A 26071-nucleotide genomic window follows, 5' to 3' on the forward strand; every position below is an offset into this window, starting at 1 on the left:
GGCTTTTCAAGGTCTATCTCAGATCAGGCGAGGATCAGAAGTTGATCCCAACGCGCACGCCCGCACCCCAACCGGAGTTGCCGGAGAAGTCGCCGCCTGTGCCAGCAACGATCGGGTTGGTTTTAGCATCCCCAATATCAACATAGCGAAGGCCGCCGGTGATCTTGATATTATCGGTTGCCTGATAGCTCGCGGCCAGCGAGACCGACTTGTAGCCATCTGTCGGGCCGAGGTTGCCGGTGGTGCCTGGCTGGGTTTTCTCATAGCCAAACATGACCGCGCCCGACCACTGATCGTTGAAGCGACGGCCGACGCCGAGGGTCCAAGAGGTTGAGTTGTTGTTATAATCCACTAGGGCGCCTAGACCGGCGACCTCGTTGTAAGCCGGGGGGGTGATGTTGAACTGCGTCCAATGCACCCAACGCACCGACCCCATCAGTAGCGTGTCTTTGGCGATGCCGGTCTGGAATTCGAGATTGATCGACTCGGGCACCGTCGTCGTGAACTGATTGGTGCTTGCGCCAAGCAGAGTGGGATCCGTGCCCCATTCCGTCGACGTGAACTTGTGGTCGATCTTGGAGTTGTAAGTCAAAGCCACGCGTGCGGCAATCTCTGGCTTTTCCCATGCAACACCGATGACGTAACCGACATCGGTTTCGTTCGAGGTTTTGAGCGAATAAGCGCCGCCAAAGGCCGGAACATTTACCGCGGGCAAGTATGCTTCGCCCTTGGCCTGTTCGATGCGCAGGCCGCCATAAACCGAAAAGTTCTGCGGCAGTTTGTAGCGAACAAGACCGGTGATAGCATTTGAACTGATTGTCGCAGTTGATCCTGCCAGCGGATAGCCAGTACCGGTCGGATACCCAACATTCGCACCGATCGGTTGATCAAGAACGATTGCGACGTCGATTTTGTCGCTCAGCGCCTGCTTATAGCCAAGGCTATAGGTGCCATATCCCGGCGCCATATCGCCTGACGACGACCCATTCAACGAAAAGCTACCCGACACATCGGGGTTGAACCCACCGATGTTGAATTCTGCGTAATTACCTTTTTCAAACAGAATGCCGGTCGATTGCGTGGACCGCTCCACGCCGCCAGCCTGTGCCATCCCGGCGCTCAGCGCCACGACCGCAGCCGTCGTCATAACACGTTTCATGATGTTCCTCTTCCCTAACGTATGTCTTGGTTCCCTAACTAAAATCCTATCATCCAGATGGCGTAGATCAATTCGGCTTGATAGCTGACGCTACGTCCAAATATCATGCTGCCGCGCAGTTTGTGGCGTGCAGGCCACGCTTTTTGACGTCTACGTCACCTTTCGAACTGACAAGTTTAGAAAATCCCGAAGAATCGGGCCGCAGCCAGCGCGATCAACCAGAACGTGCCCAAGGCGGTCGCAATCAAAACAGTGGCCCAAAGGGTCAGGCGAGGGGCCGGAATATGGGGTTTGTGGCGCATCGCTTTCCTTTTCGCGCTGGGGGCAGGGCCTATTAAGCCATCGTTAGGTGAATCCTGTCTTAACGGGGGCATGAGCACGCGAAAGATTACCTTGCACCCCTTTGCGGGGCCCGATTGGCAAAGCGCGATTGAGGCGCTTGCGGGACCGGGCGCGGGTGGGTTGCAGCAATCGGCGACCTATGGGGCGGTGGTGCGCGCGCTGGGGCGTCAGGTCGCGCAGATCGAGATACGCGCAGCCGGGGTGTGTATCGGGCTGGTGCAGTTGATCGCGCGCAAGCGCCTGTGGCTGATATCGCGCGGCCCGGTCTTTGCGCCCGGTGTTGCGCCCGATATCCAGCGCGCCGCTTTGCGTGCCTTGGCGCGCCGGGTCGGGGTCGTGATTGCCACGCCGGGTGCAGACATGTCGGGGTTTGGCCTGATCCCGTTGATCTCGGCGCGCCATCACGCGATCTGGTCGCTTGATCGAACGCCTCAGGAGTTGCGCGCGGGGCTGGCGGGGAAATGGCGCAATCGATTGGCAGGGGCAGAGCGTGCCGGGTTGCGCCTGCATGTTGAGCACGACATTGACTGGATCTTGCGCGCCGATCAGGCCCAACAAACGGCGCGCGGCTACCGGGCGTTGCCTGCGGGGTTCACGCGGGCATGGGCGGCGCAGGCGCGCGCGGACCTGCGCGCGTGGCGCATTGAGGACGACGCCGGGCTGCGGCTTGCGGGGGTGATTGTTTTGCGCCACGGCGCGGGCGCGAGCTATCATATCGGCTGGAGCGGAGCGCAGGGGCGACGCGTCGGGGCGCATAATGTCGGCCTGTGGCAGGCGGCTCTTTGGTTGCGCGATCAAGGCGTTACCCGGTTCGATCTGGGGGATATGAACTCAGAGGAAGGGGCGGGCCGGATGCATTTCAAACTTGGCACCGGGGCACAGCCGCAGGCCTTGGGTGCGACGTATTGGGTTGTCCCAAATTCAGGGTCGCTTGCCTAAATTTCGCCAAAAGAACGCGCTAGCGCTTTGCCCTGGCGTTGAAATCGGTCATTTTGCTCCGCAACGCCCGATTTCAGGAAGAGACAGACATGCCGAGAGAGGCCCAAGAATGACAATCGCCCCCGCCAAGATAACGCCCAAGGGCTTGTTCCGACGCACGCCACCGGCCGCATTCCCACCCATTCTGGGCTTGATGGGGCTGGGGATCGCATGGCGGCGCGGCGTGGATCAATTCGCCTTGCCGCCCGCTTTGGCCGAGGCGTTCTTGGGGGCGGTGACCTTGCTCACGCTGTTTGCCTTTGTCGGCTATTTTGTGAAATTCCTGCGCCGACCCGGCGTGCTGCGCGAAGATTTGCGCGTTTTGCCAGGGCGCGCGGGCCTCGCAGCAATCGTGCTGTCGCTTTATTTTGTGGCCGCAGCGTTGTCGCCTTATTTGGCGGTGGCGGTTGCCGTGTTTTGGGGCGTGATCGCGCTGCATCTGGTCTTCACCTTGGTGGTCATCTGGGATTTGTTGCGCAGCCCAGCCGAGCAGCGCCGTGTCACTCCGGTGTGGCAGTTGATCTTTTCGGGCTGGATCGTGGGCGCGGTGGCTGCGCAAATTTTGAAACTGGATTTTGTGGCGGTCGTGCTGTTCTGGATTTCGCTGCTTTCCGCGGTCAGCATCTGGGTGGTCTCGCTACAGCAGTTTTCGCGCGAAAGCGTGCCGGCCCCGTTGCGGCCCTTGCTGGCGATCCATTTGGCCCCGGCGGCGCTGCTTGGCACGGCAGGGGCAGGGTTTCATGCCGAGGGTATCGCGCAGGCGATGGCATTGCTGTGCGCCGTCTATCTGGCAGGGCTGGTGGTATCTTCGCGCTGGCTGTTGGCCTCGGGCTTTACGCCGCTTTGGGGCGCGCTCACCTTTCCGCTTGCCGCGACGGCAGGGTGCTGGCTGGCCGTTGGGGGCGCTTGGGCCCTGCCGGGCGCGTTGCTTTTGGTGCTGGACACGATCATTATTATCCCGATCGCGATCAAGGTGATCCAGCTTTGGATGAAGGGGCAGCTTGCGCTCAAGACCAACGCCGCGATTGCCTAGCGCGTCTAAGCTGCTTGCTCGGGGGGGTTGCCTTTGTGGTGATTGCGTGAAACAGGAAACTGCCAAACGCATCTGGACCCGGAGATCCCCCCATGCAGATTCGCGAGGCACTCACCTTTGACGATGTCCTTCTTGTTCCCGCAGCTTCTTCCGTGCTGCCCTCGGACGCAGACGTCGCCACCTATGTGACCCGTTCGATCCATCTCAATATCCCGTTGCTGAGTTCAGCGATGGATACCGTCACCGAGGCGCGCATGGCGATTGCGATGGCGCAGGCGGGCGGCATGGGCGTGATCCACCGCAACCTCACGATTGAGCAACAAGCCAATGATGTGAGCCGGGTGAAGCGCTTTGAAAGCGGGATCGTTTACAACCCGATCACCTTGCGCCCCGATCAGACGCTGGCCGATGCCAAGGCCCTGATGGAGCGTTACAACATCACCGGTTTCCCTGTGGTGGATGGCGATAAGCGGGTGGTTGGCATCGTGACCAATCGCGACATGCGCTTTGCGAGCGACGACAAGACCCCGGTTTCGGCGATGATGAGCCATGATAATCTGGCGATCCTGACCGAACCGGCGGATCGCGATCAGGCGCGCGAGTTGATGAAAGAGCGCCGGATCGAGAAGCTGCTGGTCACCGATGGGGCGGGCAAGCTGACCGGGCTTCTGACGCTGAAGGATACCGAGAAATCGGTGCTGCACCCGTTGGCGTGCAAAGATGACAAGGGCCGTTTGCGAGTCGCTGCGGCCTCGACCGTGGGTGATGCGGGCTATGAGCGTTCCTGTGCGCTGATCGAGGCGGGCTGCGATTTGATCGTGATCGACACCGCTCACGGCCATTCCGAGGGCGTGGCGCGTGCAGTCGAGCGCGTGAAATCCTTCCGCGAGGGCGTGCAGGTGGTGGCGGGCAATGTCGCCACGGCCGAGGCCACGAAGGCGTTGATCGGAGCGGGCGCGGATGCGGTCAAGGTCGGGATCGGCCCGGGCTCGATCTGCACCACGCGGATCGTCGCAGGCGTGGGCGTGCCGCAACTGACCGCGATCATGGATGCCGCGGGCGCGGCGGGCGACATTCCGATCATCGCCGATGGCGGCATCAAGTTCTCGGGCGATTTCGCCAAGGCAATTGCGGCGGGCGCGTCCTGCGCAATGGTCGGCTCGGCAATCGCGGGCACCGATGAATCCCCCGGCGAGGTGATCTTGTATCAGGGCCGCTCGTATAAATCCTATCGTGGCATGGGCAGCCTTGGCGCCATGGCGCGCGGCTCGGCAGATCGCTATTTCCAGAAAGACGCCGCCTCCGACAAGCTGGTGCCCGAGGGCATCGAAGGGCAGGTGCCCTATAAAGGCCCGGCGGGCGCGGTGATACACCAACTCGTGGGCGGCCTGCGCGCCGCAATGGGCTATACCGGCTCGGCCACGGTCGCTGACATGCGCGGCGGGTGCAATTTTGTGCGCATCACCGGCGCAGGGCTGAAGGAAAGCCACGTGCATGACGTTCAAATCACCCGCGAAAGTCCGAACTATCGGATTGGGTAATTACTTGAAGTTGTCTAATGAAATGACGCGCAGCTCGATGGGTTGCGCGTTTTTCGTTGCCGTGAACGCAGTGCGAACTCGACAGGACACATCGTGATCTAAGGGCCAATAACTGAAGCAGACTGAAGCAGGTCTGGCGGGACCGATCAGCTCGCGCTTCAACTCGTCTGTGAATTTCGCGCCGGACATCGCGTCGGCCTTGCTTTCAATATTCCCAAGCAAGGCGTCTACAAATCTAGGGGCTATTCAGAGTGATCTACCCCTTTTCAGGGCCGCTCATAAGTCGATACTATTTTGCTGTTTTCATGGGGCAGCAGTAATCTGCTGCTGCTGCCAGATTTCAACAATTTTTGAAGCCAGGGTCAGTGGGTCAAATGGCTTGGTAATCACTTTTGCTGAGCCCAGACTCATCAGGCGCTCCACGTCATCTGCTTGCGCCTTTGCCGTCATAAAGATCACAGGGGTGTTCTCCAAGCCGGGTATGCGCCGCAGTGCCGCCAAGGTGTCTTCGCCAGTCATTCCTGGCATCATAACATCAAGGAGAAACAGGTCGGGAGTAAATTCAGCGGCAACCAAGAGTGCCTCTTGCCCACTAGCACACTGGTGAACTTCCAATTTACCTACGACCTCTAGCGCGATTTGCGTAATCGCACGAATATCGTCGTCATCATCTACATGGAGGATACGCGGCGTATTGAGCTCGACCTGAGTCATTTCGTAGCTCCAAGCTTTTTACTGAAGTGAATTTATCGACCTTCCATGGTTTGTTTCTAACCTTAAGGTTGCAAAATGGCAATGATATTCGACCACTAGGCTAAGTGAAGTCATGCGATAGAATCAGGCTCTGGCGCATCAATAACGTTGAACAGTGCAGCTTGCGATCTGTCCCCGTCCAGTTCGAATATTGGGCCAACGGCCACTGCGGCCATACCGATCCTTTTCAGCCAGCGCTTAAACACTGCGGGCACAATCCCGATGACGTGGTCCGCGCCCAGCTTCCGGGCAGAGGCCGCCATGTGAAGCATCAGTTGGCGTTGCACCACCACCCGCTGTTGAGCGGGGACGCCATCAACCACGAATAGTCGAGTCGCTTCCCATATCTTGTCGGTCACCGGCGCCTCGAAGAACAGAGGGTCGAGAGGCAAACCTTGAAGCAAACCCAATTGCGCGTCGCGGATCATGTAGCTGTGCAGACCGCAACGCGCTGTTGTCGGGGCGATGCGGATACCTGCGAGCACTTTTCCGTTCTGGTGAACGACAATCCAGCGGGCTTCGGGCGTGTCGTATTGGTCGAATTCCATTCCGTCGGTCTCGGGCAGTTGCCAGCCCTTGGCGACGATAAAAACTTCGCGGCGCGCCTTGAGGTACTTGACGAGAAGACTGCCGTGGTGATGCATGTTCTGCATCGAAAGGGTCGTTGTGCGAATCTGGTCGGAAGCCCCGATTAGATTTTCGAGTGGATTTGGGGCTTGCCTTTCTGTAGTGGACGGGCGTGGAGCGTAATGCTTAACTCTACCAGGCGATGTCAGTTCCGGGAACACACGCTTCGCCTTGGCCAGACTCGATTCTCTAAATTGCTCCATGTGCAGCCCCAACCCTCGGTAGAAAATATTGTTTCTTGATAATGCCCTAGTTGCGCGGATACGCCATATTGTTGCCACATCTTGGGCGCAAACTGGCACAGGGTGTGCTTTGCGCGCATCGGTTTAGTGGTTGGCTGCCGACTCCCGGAAGTACAGAAGATATGGAGACGCGTCATGATCACTCGCCTTCGCAGGGCCTTTGTCACCAAGAATACGTTCTTGCTGGTGCGGCAGATGAAAGACTATGCGGCTGTGGGAAAGAACCTCGCCTGGCAGCGGCGGATTATTTTTACCGCCGCGCTAGTGCTCGCAGGGTATTACTATAACCTCATCCTCGCCCTTACCACAGCGGTCCTGATTGCGCTCTCGGAGATCTACGATTCTTTCATTTTCAACCGAATCCTTGCTTGGGACGGTCGCGATGCGGCTGTCACCCGAAAGCTTCTTAACGGTCTTTATGTAGGAACCGCCCTCAGCGCTTCGGTTATCGTTTTTTATGCGGTCGCCCTCGCTATCGACCAAGGGTCCGGCACGCATTTCATGTCATTGTTCTTCCTATTGGCGGCCGCCCTCTTTGCCGCCATGAACAATCATCAGCTCTTGCTCATCCTCTTCATGCGACTGGTGGTGTACGGCATTGCCTTCATCTTTATCCCATTCTGGGACATCTATATCACCAGCGCCCCAGTCGATTCTGAAGCTTGGGCGCAGATGTTCACCAGTCTGTTCGTGTTGTACTTCGTGATCGATTGTTCGCGGATTTATCTTTCGTTCTACCGCGGCAGCTTAGAGCAAATGGAAGCGCTCAGGGTCGAGAACCGCAAATCACAGGAAGCCTACAAAGCAAAAACAGAGTTTGTCTCGACGATGAGCCACGAGCTTCGTACGCCACTGACATCTATTAAGGGGTCGATCGACCTCGCCTGTGCCGGGCACCTCGGCCCACTCTCGGAACGGGCCGAGCAAGTTATGACAATCGCCCAGCGAAATTGCACCCGGCTGATCAAACTTATCGATGAAATTCTGGATCTCCAGAAGATTGAGGCCGGTCGAATGCACTTTTCAATGACAAAGTTCAATGTCTTGAAAGTGATCGATCAGGCTGTGACTTCAAGTGCGCCCTTCGCTGGGCGGCTTGGAGTCCAGCTCATTTTCGAAGACTCCGATCAACCGATGGTGGTGAATGGTGATCCAGCACGAATAGAGCAGGTTCTGACCAATATGATTTCCAACGCCGCCAAGTTCTCTCCTGAGGGAAGTAGCGTGCGTATCCGCGTGGAACCAATTGAAAACTCTGTCCGCGTTTCGGTGATCGACGAAGGTTCCGGGCTATCCGAAGATGATCGCGATCGGGTTTTCGACAAGTTCAGCCAAGTTGACTCCTCCGATACCCGGAAGATCGGCGGCACCGGTTTGGGTATGAACATCTCGAAGCAGATCATTCAGGCGCACGATGGAAACATCGATTACTCGAAGAATTCCATTCGTGGGACTACATTCTATTTTGAGCTTGCCCTAGAAGAATTGCTCGAGGGTGAAGCCGATACGATCTAGGGGGCCGATCTTATGGTGTGAAGGTGCGATCAACTTTCTCATGGACAGCGCCGGCAACTGGTTTTTCGACGATAACGCCCTCTCGGCCGATTGCTGTGCAAGCGCCTGTCGGATGACAAGTTGCATGCCCGAAAGAATGGCGCCTAGGGGCGTAGTCAGTCACTGTCTGGCAAGCGAATGGCAGCAGTCGCCGAGAGGGGGGGGCAAGGCCCATCTGGCCATAGACGCAGCCACACCAGCATCCTCAGCCTGGAAGTGCATATTTACGTAGATGAGAGAGGTCGAGCGAGATGCCGTCTCTCGACCATATTTTCTTTGAACGATGTGGCGCTTACTGAAGCAGAATGCTGTCGATCTTGAGAAACCATCAATGGCTTTCAGGCTTAGCGTTTTTTCAATGATGGGACCGTCTTCTGCGCCGCAAACGCCCGGATTCTGTGCTTGATCGGCACACACCAGAACACCCGCCTCAGGCAGGTCAGAAGCAACAAAACGTAGTAAGATACTTAGTCCTGACGCACCTTACAAACGCTGTAAGCCTGTCCAAATCGATTGGTCCACCTCTGTCCGCACCCAGGCGAGCTGGACCAATCCCCCTTCAGGCATGAGTTGCGTGATACTGCCCTTTTGATGCAAGCCGTGCTTCCGCATTGCAGATGGCATAAAAGATCGCTTTATCGGCGCGATCGGATACACGAACTTGCGGCTGCACCGACGCACCGACCGAAACACTGAACTTGACGTCAAGTTCAACCCCCAACTCCGACGCGCGGCTGTTCAAAAGGGCCTGAGTCTCACCTTCCAGGTCAACAGGTGCCAAGTTATCATCTTGGTTCGACACCAAAACAAAAACCCCGTTTCCAGAATACGCCATTGCAAATTTGCCGGACGCAAAGACCTCGCCAATCGTATCAGCCATATCTGACAGGAACGAAAAGCATTTCGTCGCCGACGTGCGTTGGGATATCAGATCAAACTGATCGAGCTTGACGGCTCTGACGCGCGCATCAGTGGCGGAGAAGACCGACAGCTGCTGCAGATAGTTGCGAATGGACAGGTGTGAGATCAGGTTCGTCACTGACCCAAGAGCTATATCATCGAACAGTTCGGGTTTGATCGCATCGTCTTGCAGTTGCGGAGTGTCGGGCACAACGTCCAGCTGATCGGTTCGACGAGCTTGGCAAAGTTGCGACAGAGCTGACAGGCGAGTTTCGAACTCAGCAATCTCAAACGGCTTGGTCGCAAAGTCGGTAGCGCCTGCTTTGAAAGCTCGCTCTAGATGATCCATATCTCTCATGCCGGTCAGCATGATGATCGGAACATCCTTGTAGGCAGAGCGTTCACGAACATGAGCACATAGATCAATACCGTCCATTCCCGGCATCCGAATATCCAGCACGAGACAGTCGAACGGAGTTTTTCTCGTGATGATAAGATCAAGCGCGGCCTCCGCGGAAGATGCGACCGTGATATCCGCAAAACCGGCATTGCCCGCAATGATAGGGATAAGGCCAAGGATGAACGGGTCATCGTCCACCGCGAGAATGCGCAACGGTCCTTGATCGAGAACATCTGCCGGAAACGCATCCTGGGCAAAGGTCGCCGCTGAACTCTGACTGTCATTCATGAGCAGTGTTTCAGGCTCACCACCCCAGCCAAACAGTCGCTTCACGCGGGCGACCGTCAGCAGACATAGCGACGACAACATTGAGTTACCGCGCAATAATTTTGAGATGATGGTGACAAGGAGGCCAACGGCAGCCCCTGCGATCATATATACCAAAATCATTCTTCCTCTCCCGCTATCGATTCCATTGCCACTTCTGCTGCGAAAATATGCTTGACCTTCACGCTCGTCTTTTCGCTCTCGCTCACGTTCTTCAAATCTTTGTTAAGATTGAATCTTGTTCGAATTTAGGCAAACACATCACAACCTGAGCGCGTGGTGAAATAATTACAGGATAGTTGAGCGCCCCCAACGGCCGACCGAAAGAGTATCGGAACCCTCTCTGGATCCGCGTAAAATTCTAAACTATCCTATGAAATAAGGATAAATTGACCATGTTCTCGGTGCCAATCTCACCTTCAGGTTGCGGACTGATCATCGGATGATACCTCTCAACGGTCACTTCGAGATTTCGCGGGAGGTCTGAAAATGCAGGTTTGGGTTGTAGAACAGCGATGTTGAGGCTGATTGAAACTCCTCGTGATTCTCGAACGAAATGTTAAGAATTCTCGAGCGCCCCCATGGGGTGATTGACCCGCGCCCCAAGTCCCCTCCTGGTTTGCGCGGAGTCCTTGGGGTTAAATCTGTGGCCTCAGGCGGCCATTTTGTCCATCGTCGCTCTCTGCAAGAATTCCCTGGGTGTCAGGTTGCCTGGGGCTGAATGTGGTCTGCGCCAATTGTAGTCCTCCTGCCATTCTGCAAGCGTTTTGCGGGGGCCACTCAAGGTGGCGTCGCCGTCTCAGCAACCAACGCGGCCAAGTCGCTCATTCTAAGCTTTTGTCAGGTTGTTTTTAGGCAGACGGGTCCAAAACGGAGCGATGGCCCTGAAGCTTGTTGCTCCGCGCCAGACCTATCCAGAAGTCCCCGCGGACTTCAGGGTTGCAATGAAGCGTGCCGTGCGCTCTTGGGTTGGGGCGTCGAACAGCTGGCGGGCCGGGCCCGTTTCCACCACATGCCCGCCATCAAGAACGATCACTGTTTCGGCGATCTGCGAAGCCAGCCGCAGATCATGCGTCGCCATCACCATCGTTGTGCCCTCACGCGCGAGCTGGGCCAGCACGTCTACAACTTCCGACGCCAGCTCGGGATCGAGCGCCGATGTGGGTTCGTCACATAAAAGAACACGCGGCGACGGGGCGAGGGCGCGCGCGATGGCGATCCTTTGCTGCTGCCCGCCCGACAGCGTTGCCGGCCAAGCATCCGCTTTATGTGCCATCCCCACCTTTTCCAACAGCGCCATCGCACGAGAGCGGGCCTTGTCGATTGGCCAGTGCAGGACGGTCACGAGCCCCTCCATCACATTCTCGATGGCAGTGCGATGCGGGAATAGCTGAAAATTCTGAAAGACCAAGCCGGTCTGCTGACGGATCAGCTGAATCTGGGTGCGCGTCAGACGGTGCCCCTCAGAGAAGGTCACTTGCGCCTCCCCAATTTCAAGTGTTCCGCTTGAGGGCATTTCCAGCAGGTTGATGCAGCGCAAAAGCGTGCTTTTCCCGCCCCCCGACGGCCCGATCAGCGCTGTCACCGAGCCTTCTTGCATCCTCAGCGAGACGTCGGACAGGACGGTATTTGCGCCAAATGTCTTGGTGATACCCGATAGCTCGATCATCTGCGCTCCTCCAGAAAGCCGCCATACTGGCCAAGGCGCCGCTCAAGCCATCCCTGCAGCGCGGACAGCACTGAGCACAGCGCGAGATAGATCAGTGCCGCCTCGACATACAGGATCAGGGGCTCATAGGTGGTAGCGACAATGCGTTGCGCCGCCTGAAACAGCTCGGGCACGGTAATGGCGGCGGCAAGCGAGGTATCTTTGACAAGCGAGATGAAGCTGTTCGACAGTGGCGGAACCGCGACGCGGGCCGCCTGAGGCATAATCGTGCGTTTCATCGTTTGACGCCAACTCATGCCGATCGAATAGGACGCCTCCCATTGCCCCTTGGGTACGGAAGAGATCACTGCGCGCAAGATTTCGGATGTATAGGCCCCTACATTCAGCGTGAAACCAATCAACCCGGCAACAAAGGCATCCAAGGTGATGCCCAAGCTTGGCAAGCCGTAAAAGATCAGGAAAAGCTGCACCAGCAGCGGTGTGCCCCGGATGACCCAGATATAGAACCGCACGATCCAGACTAGATGGCGTGGACCGAACAACCGGATGACCGCACAGAGTAGCCCCAACGCAAGGCCCAGCGTGAAGGTGATGAGGGTGAGCGGGATCGTGAATGTCAGCGTCGCACGCAAAAGCGGTGCGAGCGAACTCCACATCAATGGCAACCAATCGGACACGCCGGATCCTTTCCGCGGGGCAGGGGGGCCACGCCCCCCGATGCATCTGTTACTTGGAGACGTCTTCGCCAAAATACTCTTGCGAAATTTTCAGATAGGTTCCGTCAGCCTTCATCGCGTCCAGCGCATCATTGATTGCGGCCAGAAGCTCGGGTTGGTTCTTGGCGATGATGACACCAGAGAAATCCGCATTTGGCAGCGTTGCGGCCAGCTTCACGGGGGCGTCCGGCTTGTGTTTTTTGAAATCGAGGAAAGAGAGGCTGTCATTCACGGTCGCATCCGCGCGATGCTGCAAAACCAGCGCGATCGACTGTGCAAACCCGTCTGTGCCGATAAGCGTGGCACCGTTTCGCGTGGCGATCGCTCCGTAATTGCTTGACAGAGACTGGGCTGCGGTCTTGCCATTCAGGTCGGAGAAACCCTTGATATCGGTATCGTCGGCGCGCACAATCAGCGCCGCCTTAGAGGCGATATAGGGTTGCGAGAAGTCATATTTCTGTTTGCGCGCATCCGTGATGCCCACCTCGTTGATCACCGCGTCATAGCGATTGGCATCGATCCCCGCGATCAGGCCATCCCAGCGCCCCTCGAGGAATTCGACTTTCACGCCAAGCCTGGCCGCGATGGCGCGCGCGATTGCGACATCAAAACCGGTGAGCTTGCCGGATGCGTCGTGATAGGTGAAGGGCGGGTAGGTGCCTTCTGTGCCGACGCGAAACACCCCGGCTTTCTGGATCTCGGCCAGAGTTGCAGCTTGGGGCGCGGTTGCGGATATGATTGCGAGCGTGGCGGTGGCAATGAGCGTGCGAACGAGAGTCATCGGCGATACCTTTGTGATGCGTGACAGCACCGATCCCGAGGGAAGCGGCAGACGAGGTCTATTTAAAGTTTGTGAAGGCAGAGTCGATGCGTCAGCCAGGTATTTGATAACATTAGATTTCTATTCCCTTTGGTGACCCGGTTTCGGAACAGGGATCACGCGGGGAAGTGTGCGGCTGACGTTTTTCCCGCCGAGGCGACGCCAGATGAAACGCCGTGCGTGCCCGATTGCGGTTTTGTGCGCCCTGACGATCCCGCCGCTGCCTAAGTGCCGCTGATTTTTCCTCGGGTGAGGCTCGCCATTTCGACTGCAGAGAAGGAGGTCAGGAAAGGCGCCAGTGGCGTGGCATCCCGACGAACAGATCGTGGTGATTGACGGTGTGACCACCATGGTGAAGGTCAAGCCTGTCCCACTGTGCCACAGCCGAATGCCGTTGTCCGGGCCTGCCCGCATGAGATGCCATTGAGGCCCATGTCTAGGCATTCGCCTTCCTTTGTGGTGCCTGAGCGCGGTTTTTTTACGATAACATGAAGTTTGCGGTGGGCACCCGCGGGCTTGCCTCACAGTCGCACATTCATACCGCCGGGCCGAACTCGGTGAACATGTCGATCGCGCAGTCGGAATAGCGGGCCTGCTTGTCGACCACCTCGACGGTGTCAACACTCTGCGCGGCGCGTGCCAACGCCGCTTCGGCCTTGAACAGGTTGAGATCGCCTCGCCGATCTGGATATGCTTTTGGATCCTGTCGAACTCCCATTGGCAGAGGTGGCGCAAGTTGTGCGCATCACTGCGTCCGATGATCCAACATTCCTTTTTACCGGGTCACTCTTGGCCGCGCTTGAGAAGAGCGCGCCTTGAATTCCATTCATCTTTAAACCTTGGATTGGCAACGATGACGCCGCACGTGATCTGCTCGACGGGGATACAAATACCGCCATTTCGATTCATTCGAACGAGATAGAGGAACTCGAAAAAATCACCTTTTTCGATGAAAGCTACGTCGTCGCAATGCGCCGCGATCACACGGCGGCGCAGGGTTTTGACATGGTCAAGTCGCACACATGGCCCGACACCACGATGTGGGGCAGAGGAGACATGCATACGTCACTGAATGTGCCGCTTGCTAATATGGGCCAGCAGCGACGGATCGAGGCCGTGGTGCCATCCTTTCAACTCATCCCCTCGATGCTCGCCCAGACGGACTATATGGCCATGCTGACAAAACACGGGTTTGATCTGAACGCTCCCCCCTCTTTGATAGGCTTTGCGCCGCCGATCGAGAAAGACGGGTTTCCTCTTCATCTGGTTCATTTGGCTAGCCATACGCGTCAAACAAGCGATTGCGGGGTCGAGCACGTTATTGCTGAAATCCGCCGGATCGCTGCGCCGTAGCCTGCTTGTCAGATGATGCCGCCGTTTGCACGTAGGGTCTGACCATTGACCCATGCGCCGTCTGGACCGGTGAGAAATGCTATGACATTGGCGATGTCCTCAGGTGTGCCAAGCCGCTCCAAAGGTGCCATTTTCGACATGCGATCCACGATTTCCTGCGGCTTCCCATTGAGGAAAAGCTGCGTTGCGGTCGGACCGGGCGCCACCGCGTTGACCGTGATCTGCCGTCCACGGAGCTCTTTGGCCAAGATAGCTGTCATCGTTTCGACGCCAGCCTTGGTCGCAGCATAGATGCCGTAGGTTTCGAGTTTCAAACCAACCACGCTGGTCGAGAGGTTGACGATTGTCCCGCCGTTGCGAAGTCGGTTTGCGGCTTCTCGCAGGGCATTGAACGTGCCCTTGAAGTTGGTCGCGACCTGACTGTCAAAGAGTGCGTCGTCGGTTTGGGACAAAGGGGCCAGCTTCATGATGCCCGCATTGTTGACCAGAACGTCGACTCCTCCAAACTCTGCTTCTGCCGCATCAAACAGCCGTTTCGTGGCTGACACATCGGACAGGTTCGCCTGAACAGCAATGGCCCTGCCGCCAGCGGAGCCGATCTTGTCCACGACCTTAAGTGCCGCAGCTTCACTGCTGGCATAATTGACGACAAGGTTGAAGCCGTCAGCCGCGAGTCGTTCCGCTATCGCCGCCCCGATCCCGCGGGATGCGCCTGTCACGAGAGCTGTTCTGGTTTTGATGTCTTTCATGGATTTTCCTTTCACAACGAACACCTCGCCCGTTGCGATAGGAAATTAGTGATTTCTATTGTCCGTATAAACTGGCATGCATTGACATCACTGTTCTAATTATTCGGATAATCTGGTGGACCGTCTCGACGCTATGAATGTCTTCACCCGTATCGTGGACGCGCGCAGTTTCACGAGGGCTGCGGCGGACCTTGGTTTGCCCCGATCAACGGTTACAGATGCCGTGAAGGCTCTTGAATCCAGATTGGGCGTAAGCCTGCTGCATCGCACGACGCGCGTCGTTCATCCAACACCGGATGGCGAGGCCTATTACCGACGCTGCCTCTCGATCCTGTCTGAGATCGAAGATGCCGAAAGTGCCTTTGATGGCGCAAAAGTCAGGGGCAAACTGCATATCGCAGTGCATGGGGGGCTGGCACGGCATTTCTTGTTGCCGGGGTTGCCGGACTTCCTGCGGCACCATCCAGATATCGAGATCCACTTGCAAGAAGGCGACCGTCTGGTCGATCTGGTCCGCGAAGGTATAGACTGCGCCGTGCGGGTCGGCGATCCGATCGACAGTGATTTGGTGGGGCGCAAGCTGACCGACCTTGACGAGGTGACCTGCGCCTCGCCCGCTTACCTGCACCGACATGGGACGCCGCATTCTATCGCGGACCTTGCGGAGCATCAGATGGTCGGCTTTCGAACATCGGCGACGGGAAAGATCCTGCCGCTTGAATTTCTTCAGAAGGGAGAGGTTCGAAAGGTCTCGCTACCCGCGAGCGTGACAGTCAGCGGCACAGAAACCTTGGCCCATTGCGCCCGTCTCGGTCTGGGGATCATCCAGAAGCCACGCTACTCGGCCGCAGATGACTTGAGGGCAGGGCGCCTTGTCGAACTGCTCGGAGACACGCCGCCACCTTCGTCCCCGGTGACTGTTTTTTATCCCAAAGTTCGATACGTTTCCCCCCGGCTGCGGGTCTTGATCGATTGGGCGGTGCGAGCGTTCAAGAACTGAACTCGTGGAACATAGCTTGGGCCATTCCGAATGCCGCTATACAAGCTGGCTATCTAGTGGAACCGCTATAAACGCTCTTTGAGCGCTTGCGAGAGGGCAGCCACGAAGCGGAAGCTGAACTCTAAGGAGGTCATCGACGCGCTGACGGACCTGTTCATCCTCCGCGGGGTGCCGGCCTACATCCGGTCAGACAACGGCCCGAGTTTATTGCTCTAGCTGTGTGAGACTGGATTGCGGCGGTCGGTGCCAAGACTGCCTATATCGAGCCCGGATCGCCCCGGGAGAACGGCTACTGCAAGAGCTTTAACGCGCGAATGAGGGATAAGTTGCTCAACGGCGAAGTCTTCTACACGCTTCGTGAAGCACAAGCCCTGATCGAACGATGGAGGAAACACTACAATACCAAACGACCACATAGTGCCTTGGGCTACCGCCCACCGGCTCTGGAAACCATCGTCACGATGGAACTCAGGCCAATTATGCACTAACTTTCAAACTGGACCACTCAGGTGGGGCTGATCAGCCCAGATCTGGCGTCTGCATCCCCAAAAGGCAAAACTGAATTTCAGCATATTGAATGCGACAGCTACCAGCTCGATAAACAGCGCGATCGGCGCCAGTTTGGCGATGGTGGTTACAACGTTAATGATTGTCGCCTATCGAACAACCATCAGAACAAGTGCGTGGGTAACCCACAGGACCACTGATGCGCTAATGATGGCCTGCACCGTGTTTCCTTCCTCCCCGGAGGCCGGATAGAAATAAAACTCGGGTGCCATCTGTTCGGCCGTGAACCCGTTATGGATCACGCGTGCGCTGCAAATCCCACTTCGGCCACCGCCCGCCTGATAGGCCTTGAGCAAATCGGTCATCGGCTCGAACGGCCTGCGATGTCCATGCCTTCGCAGGCAAGATTCACGTGGTCGCCCTCAGCGTGCTTTCCATACATTGAAATTCGCTAACAAATTGGCGATTATGGACATATTCCAACAAAAAGATGATCCACGTCAACGTATTGCGCGGCACGCCACTGCAGGGTTGCAGGGTCCATGATCTCTATAATCGAAAGACCCCCCGATGGAATCCAAGCATAAATTCAACGTTGGCTATATTGTTTTTGCGTTTTTTTGCGTGATGTCGATTCAGGCCTGGCTCGCAAGTCGCAGCGTTGCGACACTCGATTACAGCGAGTTTCTAACCTACCTGAAAGACAACAAGATTTCCGAAGTTGTCGTGACTGAAAGCAAAATTCAGGGCGCATTCAAAGCCACCGTGGACGGCAAGCAATATTTCGTCACACAACGGGTTGAGCCAAGCTTCGCCGCGCAACTTGAAGCCGATGGCGTAAAGTTCACAGGCGGCTCTGACGAAACTTGGCTGACGACACTTTTGTCTTGGATCATCCCGGTCTTATTCTTTTTCGGCCTCTGGGCGATCTTTTTCCGGAAGATGGCGGATCGTCAGGGCATGGGCGGGCTTATCAATATCGGCAAATCCAAGGCCAAGGTCTATGTGGAACGCGACACTGGCGTCACGTTCGAGGACGTCGCAGGCGTGGACGAGGCCAAGGCCGAGTTGAAGGAAATCGTGTCGTTTCTTGCGGATAAAGATAAGTACGGCCGACTTGGGGCGCGTATTCCAAAGGGTGTTCTGCTGGTGGGTCCGCCGGGGACCGGTAAAACCTTGCTGGCGCGCGCAGTCGCCGGCGAGGCAGGGGTTGCGTTCTTTTCGATCTCGGGGTCGGAATTCGTCGAGATGTTTGTGGGTGTCGGGGCGGCGCGCGTACGCGACCTCTTCGAGCAAGCCCGCAAGGCTGCGCCCTGTATCATCTTCATCGACGAACTCGACGCGCTGGGGCGTGCGCGTTCGGCAATGTCGGGTATGGGGGGAGGAGATGAGAAAGAGCAAACGTTGAACCAACTTTTATCCGAATTGGATGGGTTCGACCCGAGCGTCGGGATTGTACTGCTTGCGGCGACCAACCGGCCCGAAATTCTGGACCCGGCCTTGTTGCGCGCAGGTCGGTTTGATCGCCAAGTGGTTGTCGATCGCCCCGAACACAAGGGCCGGGTAGATATTCTCAAGGTGCATACGCGCAAGGTCAAACTTGATCCTGCGGTCAATCTTCATGACATCGCCGGGCTGACCACAGGGTTCACCGGGGCCGATCTGGCCAATCTCGTCAACGAGGCCGCAATCATCGCAACCCGGCGCGGCGGTGATCGCGTCACCGAAACTGACATGACCGCCGCCGTCGAGCGGATCGTAGCGGGGTCCGAACGCAAGACCCGGATCCTCAACCCGATAGAGCGCAAGCGCGTAGCCTATCACGAGTTGGGCCATGCCCTCACAGCGACCGCCCTGCCAAGCACCGATCCGATTCACAAAGTGTCGATCATTCCCCGCTCTATCGGGGCGCTTGGATACACGATGCAACGCCCCACAGAGGATCGTTTTCTGATCACCTTTGGAGATCTCAAAGATCGAATGGTCGTGCTTTTGGCGGGTCGAGCCTCAGAAGATATCGTCTTTGGCGAAATCTCGACCGGGGCGTCGGACGATCTGGCCAAAGTGACCGACATCGCGCGCGAATGCGTCACCCGCTTTGGCATGAGTGAGGCACTCGGGCAGGCTGTGTTGGAACAAAAGCATCTTCAATGGCTGGGTAATTCGCAGTTTGAAAACAGCACCAAGGACTATTCTGAAGCGACGGCGCGCGAGGTTGATCTGGCTGTGCGCAGCCTGATTGATGAGGCATATGAACGGGCCAAAGCCATCCTGACTGAACGCCGTGCCGATCTGGATGCAGGTGCTGCGCTTTTGTTGGAACGTGAGACCATTACGCCCGATGATTTCGCTCCGCTGCAGCGCGCGCCAGCTAAGGAAAGCCAAGCTGGCGACCATATTCACGCTTTGCAGCCCGCGCCAACGCATGTCCCGCCTGTTGCTTTGAAATGAACTAGGTGCAGCCAGCGGCGGTGTTACAGTTGGCCACATGCTGGGCTAGGCCGGACGGTGATCCGTTGCTGGATGCCCGTAGGTGGCACAAACGAGATCGTCAATGACTCAGTCTCCGAGCGGGGTGCGACGGCGCGACGGGACCTGCCGTTCACAGCATCTGCCTTTATCGCAAAGCAGATTTCGGGTTGCTGCCATTTTTGTGTCTTGCAGTCGTTCAACTGGGATTGTGGTATTCGACCACGCATCACCGTTCGCGATATCACTCAGGAAGCAACGCTTTTTGAACTGTCTCATCCCAACCCAGGTAAAGCATATGCCGATCACGGATTACCGGACGCGTCATCACCTTGGGTTGGGCCGCGATCTGCGCCTCTGCCTCCGCATTTTTCATCCAAAGATTGAGCCCTCGGTAATCGCTCGAATTGCGATCCACCAAACGATCTCCGAACTCTGCAATCAACTCAGCCAATTCAGCTTCGCTCAGTGGATCTGCCCGGATATCGCGAAAATTGACGTCCTTGCCCGCAGCCTCCAAGGCTTTTCTGGCCTTTTGACAAACTGCGCAGGTGTTCAGTCCATAGATCATCATGTCGCAATCCCCTCTGGCGATGAGTCCGCAATTTCATGCATCCATCCCTTGAGTGCAACTCAGTGCAAGCAATTCGCTACCTGCTGATGCAGATCTATTGGTTCTGCCGCATGAGGATCGACCCGAGCGATTTAACCGGATGATGCATGACACGCTTGCGACCGATCGGGCAACTAATATGCGCTGCTATTTGTAAGTCCGCGCTTCCAGGGTGTTGTCTTTGATTGCCGCTTGGCAGGTGGCTAAGAACACGGTCTCTGCATCGGACAATTTCCGCAGTGGGTTGGTAAGCAAGTAGATATTGACGAGCGGCAGCGCGTCGTAGGGGGGCAATTGTCGCAATAGCCCGCTTTCGATATCACGCTTTGCCACATGGAGGGGCAGCGCGCCAATTCCCACCCCAGCGACGATCATCCGGCGCAGCTCATGCAAGCTCGACGAGACACCGCGCCAGCCGGGGGCCAGCTTGGCGCGGGCCCGCAGATGGGCAACCGGAAAGAGGGGCCCTTCCTCGGTTTCTGTCTGAAAGGAGACCGATGTCTCGCCCTCGATTTCGTCCAGTGCGATTCTCTCTTGCGTGAAAAGAGAGTGGCGGGGGCCGCAGAACAGGCCGAAATACTCCCGATAGAGGATGGATGCTTTCAGATTGGCTGGAATTTTGTGCAAAAGACAGAGTCCGAAGCTCGCACGGTTCTGCTGCACGCGACTTACGACTTCTTCGCTTTCGGCAACTGTGGTCGAAAAGGTTACTTTTGGATGTGCACTGGCGAAGTCGTGCAGCAGGTCATCGTAGTGATCCGAGATCACATGCGAGGTTGTGGCAATTGTGATATGTCCGCGCAATTCTTCGGCACCGCTCTCCAACAGCGACGGCAGTTGTGAGACCGACCCAAAGATCTGCGAGCATTCCTGATATAAAATACTTCCCGCACGCGTTACGCTGAATTCATTGGGTTTTCTGATGATCAACTTATGCCCGGTTGTGTCTTCCAATCGCCTCAGGGCAGCGGAGATCGTTGGCTGTTTCAGCCCCAAATAATATGCTGCGCGCGAGATCCCGCGTTGCTCAACCACAACCATGAAGGTGCGCAGCAGATTCCAGTCGAGGTTCCAAGGAAAGCGTTGTTCGTACGGCTTCACGATAGATCCAATCTATATTCAGAATTTAATATATTTATTTGCGCTATGATGTCGCACATGCAAGCTTTTCTGCAAGGAGGCATTTATACCCCCTCCAGCGCGGGACGTTCCGGGAACAGGGCGACCGTGTATCGCAATCCATCAGGAGAGTTACATGACCAATCGTAGAACCGTTCTCAAATCCCTTGTCGGCGTTAGCGCGCTGGCTGCCGCTGGCGTCTCGTTGCCGGGGATTGCCTTTGCAGATGAGCTGGAAACCCTCAAGAAAAACGGTGTGATGCGCATTGCTATGTCGGGCGCATATCCTCCCTTCAACTTCATCAATGAAGAGAATCAGGTTGTCGGGTTCGATCCGGCTATTGGCGAAGAGATCGCCAAGCGCATGGGCCTCAAAGTTGAGATCATCACGACCGCTTGGGACGGAATTATCGGCGGGTTGTTGGCCAATAAATATGACGCCATCATCGGGTCCATGTCGATCACTCCGGACCGCGAAAAGGTCGTCGATTTCGTTGGCCCGTATTACCGCATGCGTCGCGGTATCTTTGTGACCAAGGATAGCAAAATCAAGACGCTCGACGATCTGAAGACGGCGACCCTTGGCGCCACGTTGGGTGAGACGCATGAGCAATGGGCCCGCGAACAAGGCTACAAGGTGCGCACCTATAAAGGTCTGCCCGAACTCATGTTGGAACTGGAAAACGGCCGCGTCGATGCAATCGTCAACGACGATATTCCGGTGCTGCTGGCCATCACGAAAAACGATGCACCGATCAAACAGCTCGACGTCAAGCTGGGTGGTGTGGCCGATGAGGCCGGGATCGCGATCCGCAAAGGCAATCCCGAATTGCACAAGGCGATGCAGGACGCATTGGACGCGATGCAGGCGGACGGCACCTATCTTGAGCTTGCCAAGAAATGGGTCGGCGGCGACATCCGCTAAATTCAGGTAGCAAACTCCCAGCACCTGCCGCGCATGAGAATGGCGGGTGCTGGGACTTCGATCATCCCAAGAACCGGGGCGAAAACGTATGGACGTGGAACTGATCCTCAAGGTCTATCCCTATTTTCTCAAGGCGGCCTTGGTCACTCTCGAGCTTTCGGTTTTGACAACCGTGCTCGGGCTGATTTGTGGCGCTTTGGGGGCCACGGCGCGGTTCTCGCGCTTTGCAATCGTGCGGTTTTTGGGGGCAGCCTATGTCAGCTTGTTTCGTGGCACGCCCGCGCTTATTCAGTTGTTCTTGCTGTATTTTGGCGGCCCGCAGATCGGCATCCAGTTGGACGCGTTCAGTGCAGGCGTGATTGGTCTGGGGCTCAATATCGGGGCCTATATGACCGAAACGATGCGCGGCGCGATCATCTCGGTCGATGAGGGGCAAGGCGAGGCAGCCCGCACGCTGGGCCTGTCGCGCGCACAGAGCTTTCGCAAGGTGGTTTTGCCCCAAGCAATGCGCCTGATGATCCGCCCGCTTGGTGTCAATATTAACGCGCAGATCAAGGGGACCGCATTGGTCTCGGCGATCTCGGTTGTCGAACTGACCTACACCGCGCAACGCTATATCGGGTCGACCTATAAACCCTTCGAGATGTTCTTCCTCGCAGGCATTCTCTACCTCGTGATCATTACGATCACAGGCAAGGGCGTCGCCTATCTCGATCGCCGGGCGCGCCTGCAATGATCATGCGTCTTTTCCCTCGCAATGCTGTGGAACAGGAGTGAGCTATGGGTCTCGATTTCTCCGTTATCCCGCCCTTTTATGGCACGTTGGCCCTTGGTGTTCTTTGGACCATCGCTATTACCGCCACCTCTGCAGTGCTAAGCTTCTTCGGAGGCATCCTGCTGGCGGTTGTCGCCCTTTATGGGCCGCTTGTGGTGCGCTTGCCGTTCCGTTTCGTCTCGTGGCTGTTTATGGGCACGCCGCTGCTGTTGCAGCTGTTCCTGATTTACTTTGGCCTCGCACAGATTGGGGTCGATCTTCCGGCTTTCGTCGCGGGCGTGATCGGGCTTGGCTTTCACTATGCGGTCTATAATTCTGAATTGATCCAGACCGCGATGGTGGCTGTCGACAAGGGGCAGATGGAGGCCGCACGCACGCTGGGTCTGTCTCGGCGTCAGGCGCTGATGCGTGTCGTCGTGCCGCAAGCGGTGCGCGATGTACTACCGCCCATCGGCAACAACATGATCGCACTGCTTAAAGATAGCGCGTTGGTGTCGGTGATCGGCGTGAGCGAATTGACCCTGTCTGCTCAGCTTGCCATCGGGCGCACCTATCGTCCGTTTGAATTCTACGCAGCTGCTGCGGTGCTTTATTACGTCATCAACCTGGGAATGGAGGCGGTGCTGCGCGGGTTCGAAAAGCGCAACCGTCTCTCTCGCTGAAGCCAGAGGAAGCGACATGACACAGACACATCCTTTCGTTGAGATCCGCCATGCTCAGAAGTCCTATGGCAAGCTAGAGGTTCTCAAGGACATCTCTCTCACGGTCGAGCGCGGTCAGATCGTTGCGATTATCGGCCCCTCGGGATCGGGGAAATCCACGCTGTTGCGCGCGATCAACGACCTTGATCCGCTGACTGCTGGTGAGGTCTGGCTGGACGGGCTGCAGGTCAACAAAGCCCTGCCGCATCGCCAATATGAAAATCATATCAACGAGATGCGTCAGCAGATCGGGATGGTGTTTCAGCATTTCAACCTGTTTCCCCATCTCACCGTGCGCGAGAATGTCACGATGGCGCCCAAGCTGCTCAAGAAGATTTCTGACAAAGAGGCCGATACGCTGGCCGAAGAACAGCTTGATCATGTCGGGATGCTTGAGCGGATCGACTACTACCCCTCGCAGCTTTCGGGCGGGCAGAAGCAGCGCGTGGCAATTGCGCGAGCCTTGGCGATGAAGCCCAAGCTGATGCTGTTTGACGAAGCGACCTCTGCGCTCGATCCCGAGTTGGTGGAGGAGGTGAACCTCGTGATGAAAAAGCTCGCTGAGGAGCATATGACGATGATCATCGTCACCCATGAAATGGATTTCGCGGCCTCGGTCTGCGACCGCGTGATCTTCATGGACAAAGGTCTGGTTGTTGAAGAAGGCCCACCTGAACTGGTCTTCAAAAACCCGACGCAAGAGCGAACCCAAAATTTCCTGCGCAAACATCTTGAAGGTGCGAAATGAAGACCGAGCAGTCTCACCTGTTCTACCAATCCCGCCAGCCGCGCCCGTTTCTGGATTATGGCGAGGGGATCTATCTCTATGATGTGTCGGGTAAGCGCTATATTGACGGCTCGTCCGGGGCGATGGTGTCCAATATCGGCCATTCCAACCCCAATGTTCTGGCCAAGATGAAGGCGCAGATGGACCGTGCGACGTTCGGGTATCGCCTGCATTTCCGCACCGAACCCTCTGAAAAGCTAGCCGCCAAAGTCGCGGGGCTTATGCCCGAGGGGCTGGATCGGGTGTTTTTTGTGTCCGGCGGCTCTGAGGCGGTGGAAACGGCGATCAAGCTTGCGCGCCAATATGCGGTCACTCAGGGGCAGGGAAGCCGCTGGAAGGTGATCTCGCGCATGCCCTCTTATCATGGCGCCACGATGGGGTCGCTTGGGGTGACGGGCAGCCCGCTATTCACCGGTGCTTTCGCGCCGATGTTTGAGGAGATGCCGAAAATCCCCGCGCCGACCTGCTATCTTGATCGCGACAATCTGAGCGAGGAGCAACGCGGTATCAAATATGCCGAAATGCTGCGCGAGAAAATCTTGGCCGAGGGGCCCGATAGCGTGTTGGCATTTCTTATGGAGCCCGTTGGCGGGGCCTCGACCGGTGCGCTGGTCGCGCCCGACAGCTATTATGCCCGCGTGGCCGAGATCTGCCGAGAATACGGCGTCTTGCTGATCTATGATGAAGTCATGACCGGGGCAGGGCGCACCGGGAAATTTCTTGCCGCCGAGCACTGGGGGATCACCCCCGATATTGTCGCGATGTCGAAAGGGTTTGGCGCGGGCTATGCGCCGCTTGGCGCTGTGGTCGCACGCAACGATATGGTCGAGGCGCTTCTGGACTCAGGCGGGTTTCAGCATGGCTTTACCTATGCAGGAAATCCGCTGGCCTGCGCGGCGGGTCTGGCCGTTCTGGAAGAGATGGAAGAGCACGACATCATTGGCAATGCCGCGCGGATGGGCGACGTGCTCAAAGCCCGCCTGACCGGGTTGATGGAGCGGTATCCCTTTATCGGCGACGTGCGCGGCAAGGGGCTTTTGCTGGCCTTTGAGCTGGTTTCGGACCGCGAGACGATGGCGGTGTTGCCCAAGGATTGGAACGCCCATGTCGAGCTGGTTGAACTGGCGTATGAACGCGGGCTGATCATCTATTCTCGGCGCACACGCGGGGGCAAAGAGGGAGATCATTTCCTGGTTTGCCCACCTCTCATCGTGACCGAAGCGCAGATCGACGAAATTATGGAAATACTGTGCGATGCACTGGATGCGTTCGCCGAAAAACACGCCTTGCCCGTGTTGGAAGGGGCGGCGGAATGAAGCTCCCTGACAAATCCACGGAACTCCACGATGTGATCGCCGCAATCCCCAATGGCGCGACAGTTTTGGTCGGCGGGTTTGGCGTTCCCGGAACACCTTTCACGCTCCTGAACGAGTTGGCTCGCCAAGGCCAGCGCGATTTGGTGTTGGTCAAGAACGACGCCAACGAGGCGGGAATGGGGATCGACCACCTGATTAAAAACGGTCAGGTGCGCAAACTGATCGTGACCCATCTGGGCCTTAACGCAAATGCAATCGCGGCCATGAATTCGGGTGATCTTGAGGTCGAATTCTGCGCTCAGGGCATCTTGGCAGAACGTATCCGCGCAGGTGGGGCCGGTTTGGGCGCAATCTTGACCGATATTGGCATTGAGACCGAACTGGCCAATGGCAAACAGGTGGTTGAGATGAATGGGCGCGCAATGTTGGTTGAACCCGCGCTGCGCGCCGATGTGGCGCTGATCCACGCAGCCATCGCAGATCCGTTTGGCAATCTCGCCTACGCTGCCACTGCGCGCAATTTCAACCCGTTGATGGCGATGGCGGCTGCGCGCGTCATCGTCGAGGCCGAAGCCCTTGTGCCGCTAGGAGGCCTTGCGCCGGACGCGGTCGAGACCACCGGCGCTTTCGTCGATCACGTCGTTGAAATAAAAGAACTTTCTCAGGAGTATGGCATTGTCAGACGCTAGATCCCGC

28 protein-coding genes and 1 pseudogene are annotated in these 26071 nt (G+C 57.0%); 14 read left to right on the top strand and 15 right to left on the bottom strand.

What is annotated here, in order from left to right; translation table 11 throughout:
* Window positions 1-34 precede the first annotated feature (34 nt).
* Window positions 35-1159 (bottom strand): OmpP1/FadL family transporter, encoded by a 1125-nt coding sequence (locus AB4874_RS11250; RefSeq protein ID WP_368392060.1) that lies wholly within the window; start codon window positions 1157-1159, stop codon window positions 35-37.
* Between the two features lie 176 nt (window positions 1160-1335).
* A complete protein-coding gene (locus AB4874_RS11255; RefSeq protein WP_368392061.1) occupies window positions 1336-1461 on the bottom strand; it encodes a hypothetical protein in 126 nt (41 codons plus the stop codon).
* 70 nt (window positions 1462-1531) lie between these two features.
* Here AB4874_RS11255 and AB4874_RS11260 point away from each other — a divergent pair, with 70 nt between their 5' ends.
* The 3 genes from AB4874_RS11260 to guaB all read left to right on the top strand — a co-directional run bounded on the left by AB4874_RS11260 (window position 1532) and on the right by guaB (window position 5053).
* Complete coding sequence (locus AB4874_RS11260) at window positions 1532-2440, top strand: GNAT family N-acetyltransferase (protein ID WP_368392062.1); 909 nt, start codon at window positions 1532-1534, stop codon at window positions 2438-2440.
* A gap of 109 nt (window positions 2441-2549) precedes the next feature.
* Entirely contained in the window at window positions 2550-3512 is a 963-nt protein-coding gene (locus tag AB4874_RS11265) for a TDT family transporter (RefSeq protein WP_368392063.1), read from the top strand.
* A gap of 92 nt (window positions 3513-3604) precedes the next feature.
* Window positions 3605-5053: an IMP dehydrogenase gene (guaB, locus tag AB4874_RS11270; RefSeq protein WP_295536705.1), complete on the top strand. Its 1449-nt coding sequence runs from the start codon at window positions 3605-3607 to the stop codon at window positions 5051-5053.
* 303 nt (window positions 5054-5356) lie between these two features.
* On the opposite strand, the gene AB4874_RS11275 is transcribed toward guaB, so the two are convergent.
* Complete coding sequence (locus AB4874_RS11275; protein WP_368392064.1) at window positions 5357-5767, bottom strand: response regulator; 411 nt, start codon at window positions 5765-5767, stop codon at window positions 5357-5359.
* Window positions 5768-5877: 110 nt separating this feature from the next.
* Window positions 5878-6459 carry an acyl-homoserine-lactone synthase gene (locus AB4874_RS11280; protein WP_368392065.1) on the bottom strand — a complete coding sequence of 194 codons (582 nt, stop codon included), beginning with the start codon at window positions 6457-6459 and terminating at the stop codon, window positions 5878-5880.
* A 351-nt stretch (window positions 6460-6810) separates the two neighbouring features.
* Here AB4874_RS11280 and AB4874_RS11285 point away from each other — a divergent pair, with 351 nt between their 5' ends.
* The gene (locus AB4874_RS11285; RefSeq protein WP_368392066.1) at window positions 6811-8190 is read left to right on the top strand and encodes a sensor histidine kinase; all 1380 of its coding nucleotides are present in this window, start codon (window positions 6811-6813) and stop codon (window positions 8188-8190) included.
* Window positions 8191-8788: 598 nt separating this feature from the next.
* Here the strand turns inward: AB4874_RS11285 and AB4874_RS11290 are convergent.
* From AB4874_RS11290 to AB4874_RS11320, 7 genes are all read right to left on the bottom strand, one after another.
* Window positions 8789-9979, bottom strand: a complete 1191-nt coding sequence (locus tag AB4874_RS11290) for a response regulator (protein WP_368392067.1) — start codon at window positions 9977-9979, stop codon at window positions 8789-8791.
* A gap of 529 nt (window positions 9980-10508) precedes the next feature.
* Window positions 10509-10640 carry an integrase core domain-containing protein gene (locus AB4874_RS11295; RefSeq protein WP_438273473.1) on the bottom strand — a complete coding sequence of 44 codons (132 nt, stop codon included), beginning with the start codon at window positions 10638-10640 and terminating at the stop codon, window positions 10509-10511.
* 126 nt (window positions 10641-10766) lie between these two features.
* Window positions 10767-11525 carry an amino acid ABC transporter ATP-binding protein gene (locus tag AB4874_RS11300; protein WP_368392068.1) on the bottom strand — a complete coding sequence of 253 codons (759 nt, stop codon included), beginning with the start codon at window positions 11523-11525 and terminating at the stop codon, window positions 10767-10769.
* Entirely contained in the window at window positions 11522-12202 is a 681-nt protein-coding gene (locus tag AB4874_RS11305; RefSeq protein ID WP_368392069.1) for an amino acid ABC transporter permease, read from the bottom strand. The genes AB4874_RS11300 and AB4874_RS11305 overlap by 4 nt, the downstream gene beginning before the upstream one ends.
* A gap of 49 nt (window positions 12203-12251) precedes the next feature.
* Entirely contained in the window at window positions 12252-13022 is a 771-nt protein-coding gene (locus AB4874_RS11310) for an amino acid ABC transporter substrate-binding protein (protein WP_368392070.1), read from the bottom strand.
* 574 nt (window positions 13023-13596) lie between these two features.
* Complete coding sequence (locus AB4874_RS11315) at window positions 13597-13779, bottom strand: hypothetical protein (RefSeq protein ID WP_368392071.1); 183 nt, start codon at window positions 13777-13779, stop codon at window positions 13597-13599.
* Window positions 13780-13844: 65 nt separating this feature from the next.
* Window positions 13845-14081 carry a hypothetical protein gene (locus AB4874_RS11320; RefSeq protein ID WP_368392072.1) on the bottom strand — a complete coding sequence of 79 codons (237 nt, stop codon included), beginning with the start codon at window positions 14079-14081 and terminating at the stop codon, window positions 13845-13847.
* Between AB4874_RS11320 and AB4874_RS11325 the strand changes: the two genes are divergently transcribed.
* Window positions 13965-14414, top strand: a complete 450-nt coding sequence (locus AB4874_RS11325; protein ID WP_368392200.1) for a type 2 periplasmic-binding domain-containing protein — start codon at window positions 13965-13967, stop codon at window positions 14412-14414. The two genes, AB4874_RS11320 and AB4874_RS11325, sit on opposite strands and share 117 nt — an antisense overlap.
* An 8-nt stretch (window positions 14415-14422) precedes the next feature.
* Here AB4874_RS11325 and AB4874_RS11330 read toward each other — a convergent pair whose 3' ends face one another.
* The gene (locus AB4874_RS11330) at window positions 14423-15163 is read right to left on the bottom strand and encodes an SDR family oxidoreductase (RefSeq protein ID WP_368392073.1); all 741 of its coding nucleotides are present in this window, start codon (window positions 15161-15163) and stop codon (window positions 14423-14425) included.
* Between the two features lie 115 nt (window positions 15164-15278).
* Here AB4874_RS11330 and AB4874_RS11335 point away from each other — a divergent pair, with 115 nt between their 5' ends.
* Window positions 15279-16163, top strand: coding sequence for a LysR family transcriptional regulator (locus tag AB4874_RS11335; protein WP_368392074.1), 885 nt, complete (start codon window positions 15279-15281; stop codon window positions 16161-16163).
* A gap of 105 nt (window positions 16164-16268) precedes the next feature.
* A pseudogene (locus AB4874_RS11340) lies at window positions 16269-16651 on the top strand (integrase core domain-containing protein); the annotation flags it as partial.
* 168 nt (window positions 16652-16819) lie between these two features.
* Here AB4874_RS11340 and AB4874_RS11345 read toward each other — a convergent pair.
* Window positions 16820-17035, bottom strand: coding sequence for a hypothetical protein (locus tag AB4874_RS11345; protein WP_368392075.1), 216 nt, complete (start codon window positions 17033-17035; stop codon window positions 16820-16822).
* A 205-nt stretch (window positions 17036-17240) separates the two neighbouring features.
* Between AB4874_RS11345 and ftsH the strand changes: the two genes are divergently transcribed.
* Window positions 17241-19121: an ATP-dependent zinc metalloprotease FtsH gene (ftsH, locus tag AB4874_RS11350; protein ID WP_368392076.1), complete on the top strand. Its 1881-nt coding sequence runs from the start codon at window positions 17241-17243 to the stop codon at window positions 19119-19121.
* A 262-nt stretch (window positions 19122-19383) separates the two neighbouring features.
* Here the strand turns inward: ftsH and AB4874_RS11355 are convergent, their stop codons facing one another.
* Together AB4874_RS11355 and AB4874_RS11360 are read right to left on the bottom strand one after the other, a co-directional pair.
* Entirely contained in the window at window positions 19384-19713 is a 330-nt protein-coding gene (locus tag AB4874_RS11355; protein ID WP_368392077.1) for an arsenate reductase family protein, read from the bottom strand.
* Between the two features lie 186 nt (window positions 19714-19899).
* On the bottom strand, window positions 19900-20853 hold the full coding sequence (locus AB4874_RS11360) for a LysR family transcriptional regulator (RefSeq protein ID WP_368392078.1): 954 nt from the start codon (window positions 20851-20853) through the stop codon (window positions 19900-19902).
* Between the two features lie 154 nt (window positions 20854-21007).
* On the opposite strand from AB4874_RS11360, the gene AB4874_RS11365 reads away from it, so the two are divergent.
* From AB4874_RS11365 to AB4874_RS11390, 6 genes are all read left to right on the top strand, one after another.
* Window positions 21008-21796: a transporter substrate-binding domain-containing protein gene (locus AB4874_RS11365; protein WP_295536983.1), complete on the top strand. Its 789-nt coding sequence runs from the start codon at window positions 21008-21010 to the stop codon at window positions 21794-21796.
* 88 nt (window positions 21797-21884) lie between these two features.
* Window positions 21885-22532, top strand: coding sequence for an amino acid ABC transporter permease (locus AB4874_RS11370; RefSeq protein WP_368392079.1), 648 nt, complete (start codon window positions 21885-21887; stop codon window positions 22530-22532).
* 44 nt (window positions 22533-22576) lie between these two features.
* Window positions 22577-23233: an amino acid ABC transporter permease gene (locus AB4874_RS11375; RefSeq protein WP_295536979.1), complete on the top strand. Its 657-nt coding sequence runs from the start codon at window positions 22577-22579 to the stop codon at window positions 23231-23233.
* 16 nt (window positions 23234-23249) lie between these two features.
* Window positions 23250-24020 (top strand): amino acid ABC transporter ATP-binding protein, encoded by a 771-nt coding sequence (locus AB4874_RS11380; protein WP_368392080.1) that lies wholly within the window; start codon window positions 23250-23252, stop codon window positions 24018-24020.
* Complete coding sequence (locus AB4874_RS11385) at window positions 24017-25375, top strand: aminotransferase family protein (RefSeq protein WP_368392081.1); 1359 nt, start codon at window positions 24017-24019, stop codon at window positions 25373-25375. The genes AB4874_RS11380 and AB4874_RS11385 overlap by 4 nt, the downstream gene beginning before the upstream one ends.
* Window positions 25372-26064 carry a CoA transferase subunit A gene (locus tag AB4874_RS11390; protein ID WP_295536974.1) on the top strand — a complete coding sequence of 231 codons (693 nt, stop codon included), beginning with the start codon at window positions 25372-25374 and terminating at the stop codon, window positions 26062-26064. The genes AB4874_RS11385 and AB4874_RS11390 overlap by 4 nt, the downstream gene beginning before the upstream one ends.
* Window positions 26065-26071: the final 7 nt, after the last annotated feature.

Source organism: Thioclava arctica, from assembly GCF_040892615.1.
In the GTDB taxonomy this organism is placed as follows: domain Bacteria; phylum Pseudomonadota; class Alphaproteobacteria; order Rhodobacterales; family Rhodobacteraceae; genus Thioclava; species Thioclava arctica.

What these genes read in the sequence shown, in the direction of transcription:
- AB4874_RS11250 (WP_368392060.1), bottom strand. Translation starts at nt 1,159, where the DNA reads ATGAAACGTGTTATGACGACGGCTGCGGTCGTGGCGCTGAGCGCCGGG.
- AB4874_RS11255 (WP_368392061.1), bottom strand. Translation starts at nt 1,461, where the DNA reads ATGCGCCACAAACCCCATATTCCGGCCCCTCGCCTGACCCTTTGGGCC.
- AB4874_RS11260 (WP_368392062.1), top strand. Translation starts at nt 1,532, where the DNA reads ATGAGCACGCGAAAGATTACCTTGCACCCCTTTGCGGGGCCCGATTGG.
- AB4874_RS11265 (WP_368392063.1), top strand. Translation starts at nt 2,550, where the DNA reads ATGACAATCGCCCCCGCCAAGATAACGCCCAAGGGCTTGTTCCGACGC.
- guaB (WP_295536705.1), top strand. Translation starts at nt 3,605, where the DNA reads ATGCAGATTCGCGAGGCACTCACCTTTGACGATGTCCTTCTTGTTCCC.
- AB4874_RS11275 (WP_368392064.1), bottom strand. Translation starts at nt 5,767, where the DNA reads ATGACTCAGGTCGAGCTCAATACGCCGCGTATCCTCCATGTAGATGAT.
- AB4874_RS11280 (WP_368392065.1), bottom strand. Translation starts at nt 6,459, where the DNA reads ATGCAGAACATGCATCACCACGGCAGTCTTCTCGTCAAGTACCTCAAG.
- AB4874_RS11285 (WP_368392066.1), top strand. Translation starts at nt 6,811, where the DNA reads ATGATCACTCGCCTTCGCAGGGCCTTTGTCACCAAGAATACGTTCTTG.
- AB4874_RS11290 (WP_368392067.1), bottom strand. Translation starts at nt 9,979, where the DNA reads ATGATTTTGGTATATATGATCGCAGGGGCTGCCGTTGGCCTCCTTGTC.
- AB4874_RS11300 (WP_368392068.1), bottom strand. Translation starts at nt 11,525, where the DNA reads ATGATCGAGCTATCGGGTATCACCAAGACATTTGGCGCAAATACCGTC.
- AB4874_RS11310 (WP_368392070.1), bottom strand. Translation starts at nt 13,022, where the DNA reads ATGACTCTCGTTCGCACGCTCATTGCCACCGCCACGCTCGCAATCATA.
- AB4874_RS11315 (WP_368392071.1), bottom strand. Translation starts at nt 13,779, where the DNA reads ATGGGAGTTCGACAGGATCCAAAAGCATATCCAGATCGGCGAGGCGAT.
- AB4874_RS11330 (WP_368392073.1), bottom strand. Translation starts at nt 15,163, where the DNA reads ATGAAAGACATCAAAACCAGAACAGCTCTCGTGACAGGCGCATCCCGC.
- AB4874_RS11345 (WP_368392075.1), bottom strand. Translation starts at nt 17,035, where the DNA reads ATGACCGATTTGCTCAAGGCCTATCAGGCGGGCGGTGGCCGAAGTGGG.
- ftsH (WP_368392076.1), top strand. Translation starts at nt 17,241, where the DNA reads ATGGAATCCAAGCATAAATTCAACGTTGGCTATATTGTTTTTGCGTTT.
- AB4874_RS11355 (WP_368392077.1), bottom strand. Translation starts at nt 19,713, where the DNA reads ATGATGATCTATGGACTGAACACCTGCGCAGTTTGTCAAAAGGCCAGA.
- AB4874_RS11365 (WP_295536983.1), top strand. Translation starts at nt 21,008, where the DNA reads ATGACCAATCGTAGAACCGTTCTCAAATCCCTTGTCGGCGTTAGCGCG.
- AB4874_RS11370 (WP_368392079.1), top strand. Translation starts at nt 21,885, where the DNA reads ATGGACGTGGAACTGATCCTCAAGGTCTATCCCTATTTTCTCAAGGCG.
- AB4874_RS11375 (WP_295536979.1), top strand. Translation starts at nt 22,577, where the DNA reads ATGGGTCTCGATTTCTCCGTTATCCCGCCCTTTTATGGCACGTTGGCC.
- AB4874_RS11380 (WP_368392080.1), top strand. Translation starts at nt 23,250, where the DNA reads ATGACACAGACACATCCTTTCGTTGAGATCCGCCATGCTCAGAAGTCC.
- AB4874_RS11385 (WP_368392081.1), top strand. Translation starts at nt 24,017, where the DNA reads ATGAAGACCGAGCAGTCTCACCTGTTCTACCAATCCCGCCAGCCGCGC.
- AB4874_RS11390 (WP_295536974.1), top strand. Translation starts at nt 25,372, where the DNA reads ATGAAGCTCCCTGACAAATCCACGGAACTCCACGATGTGATCGCCGCA.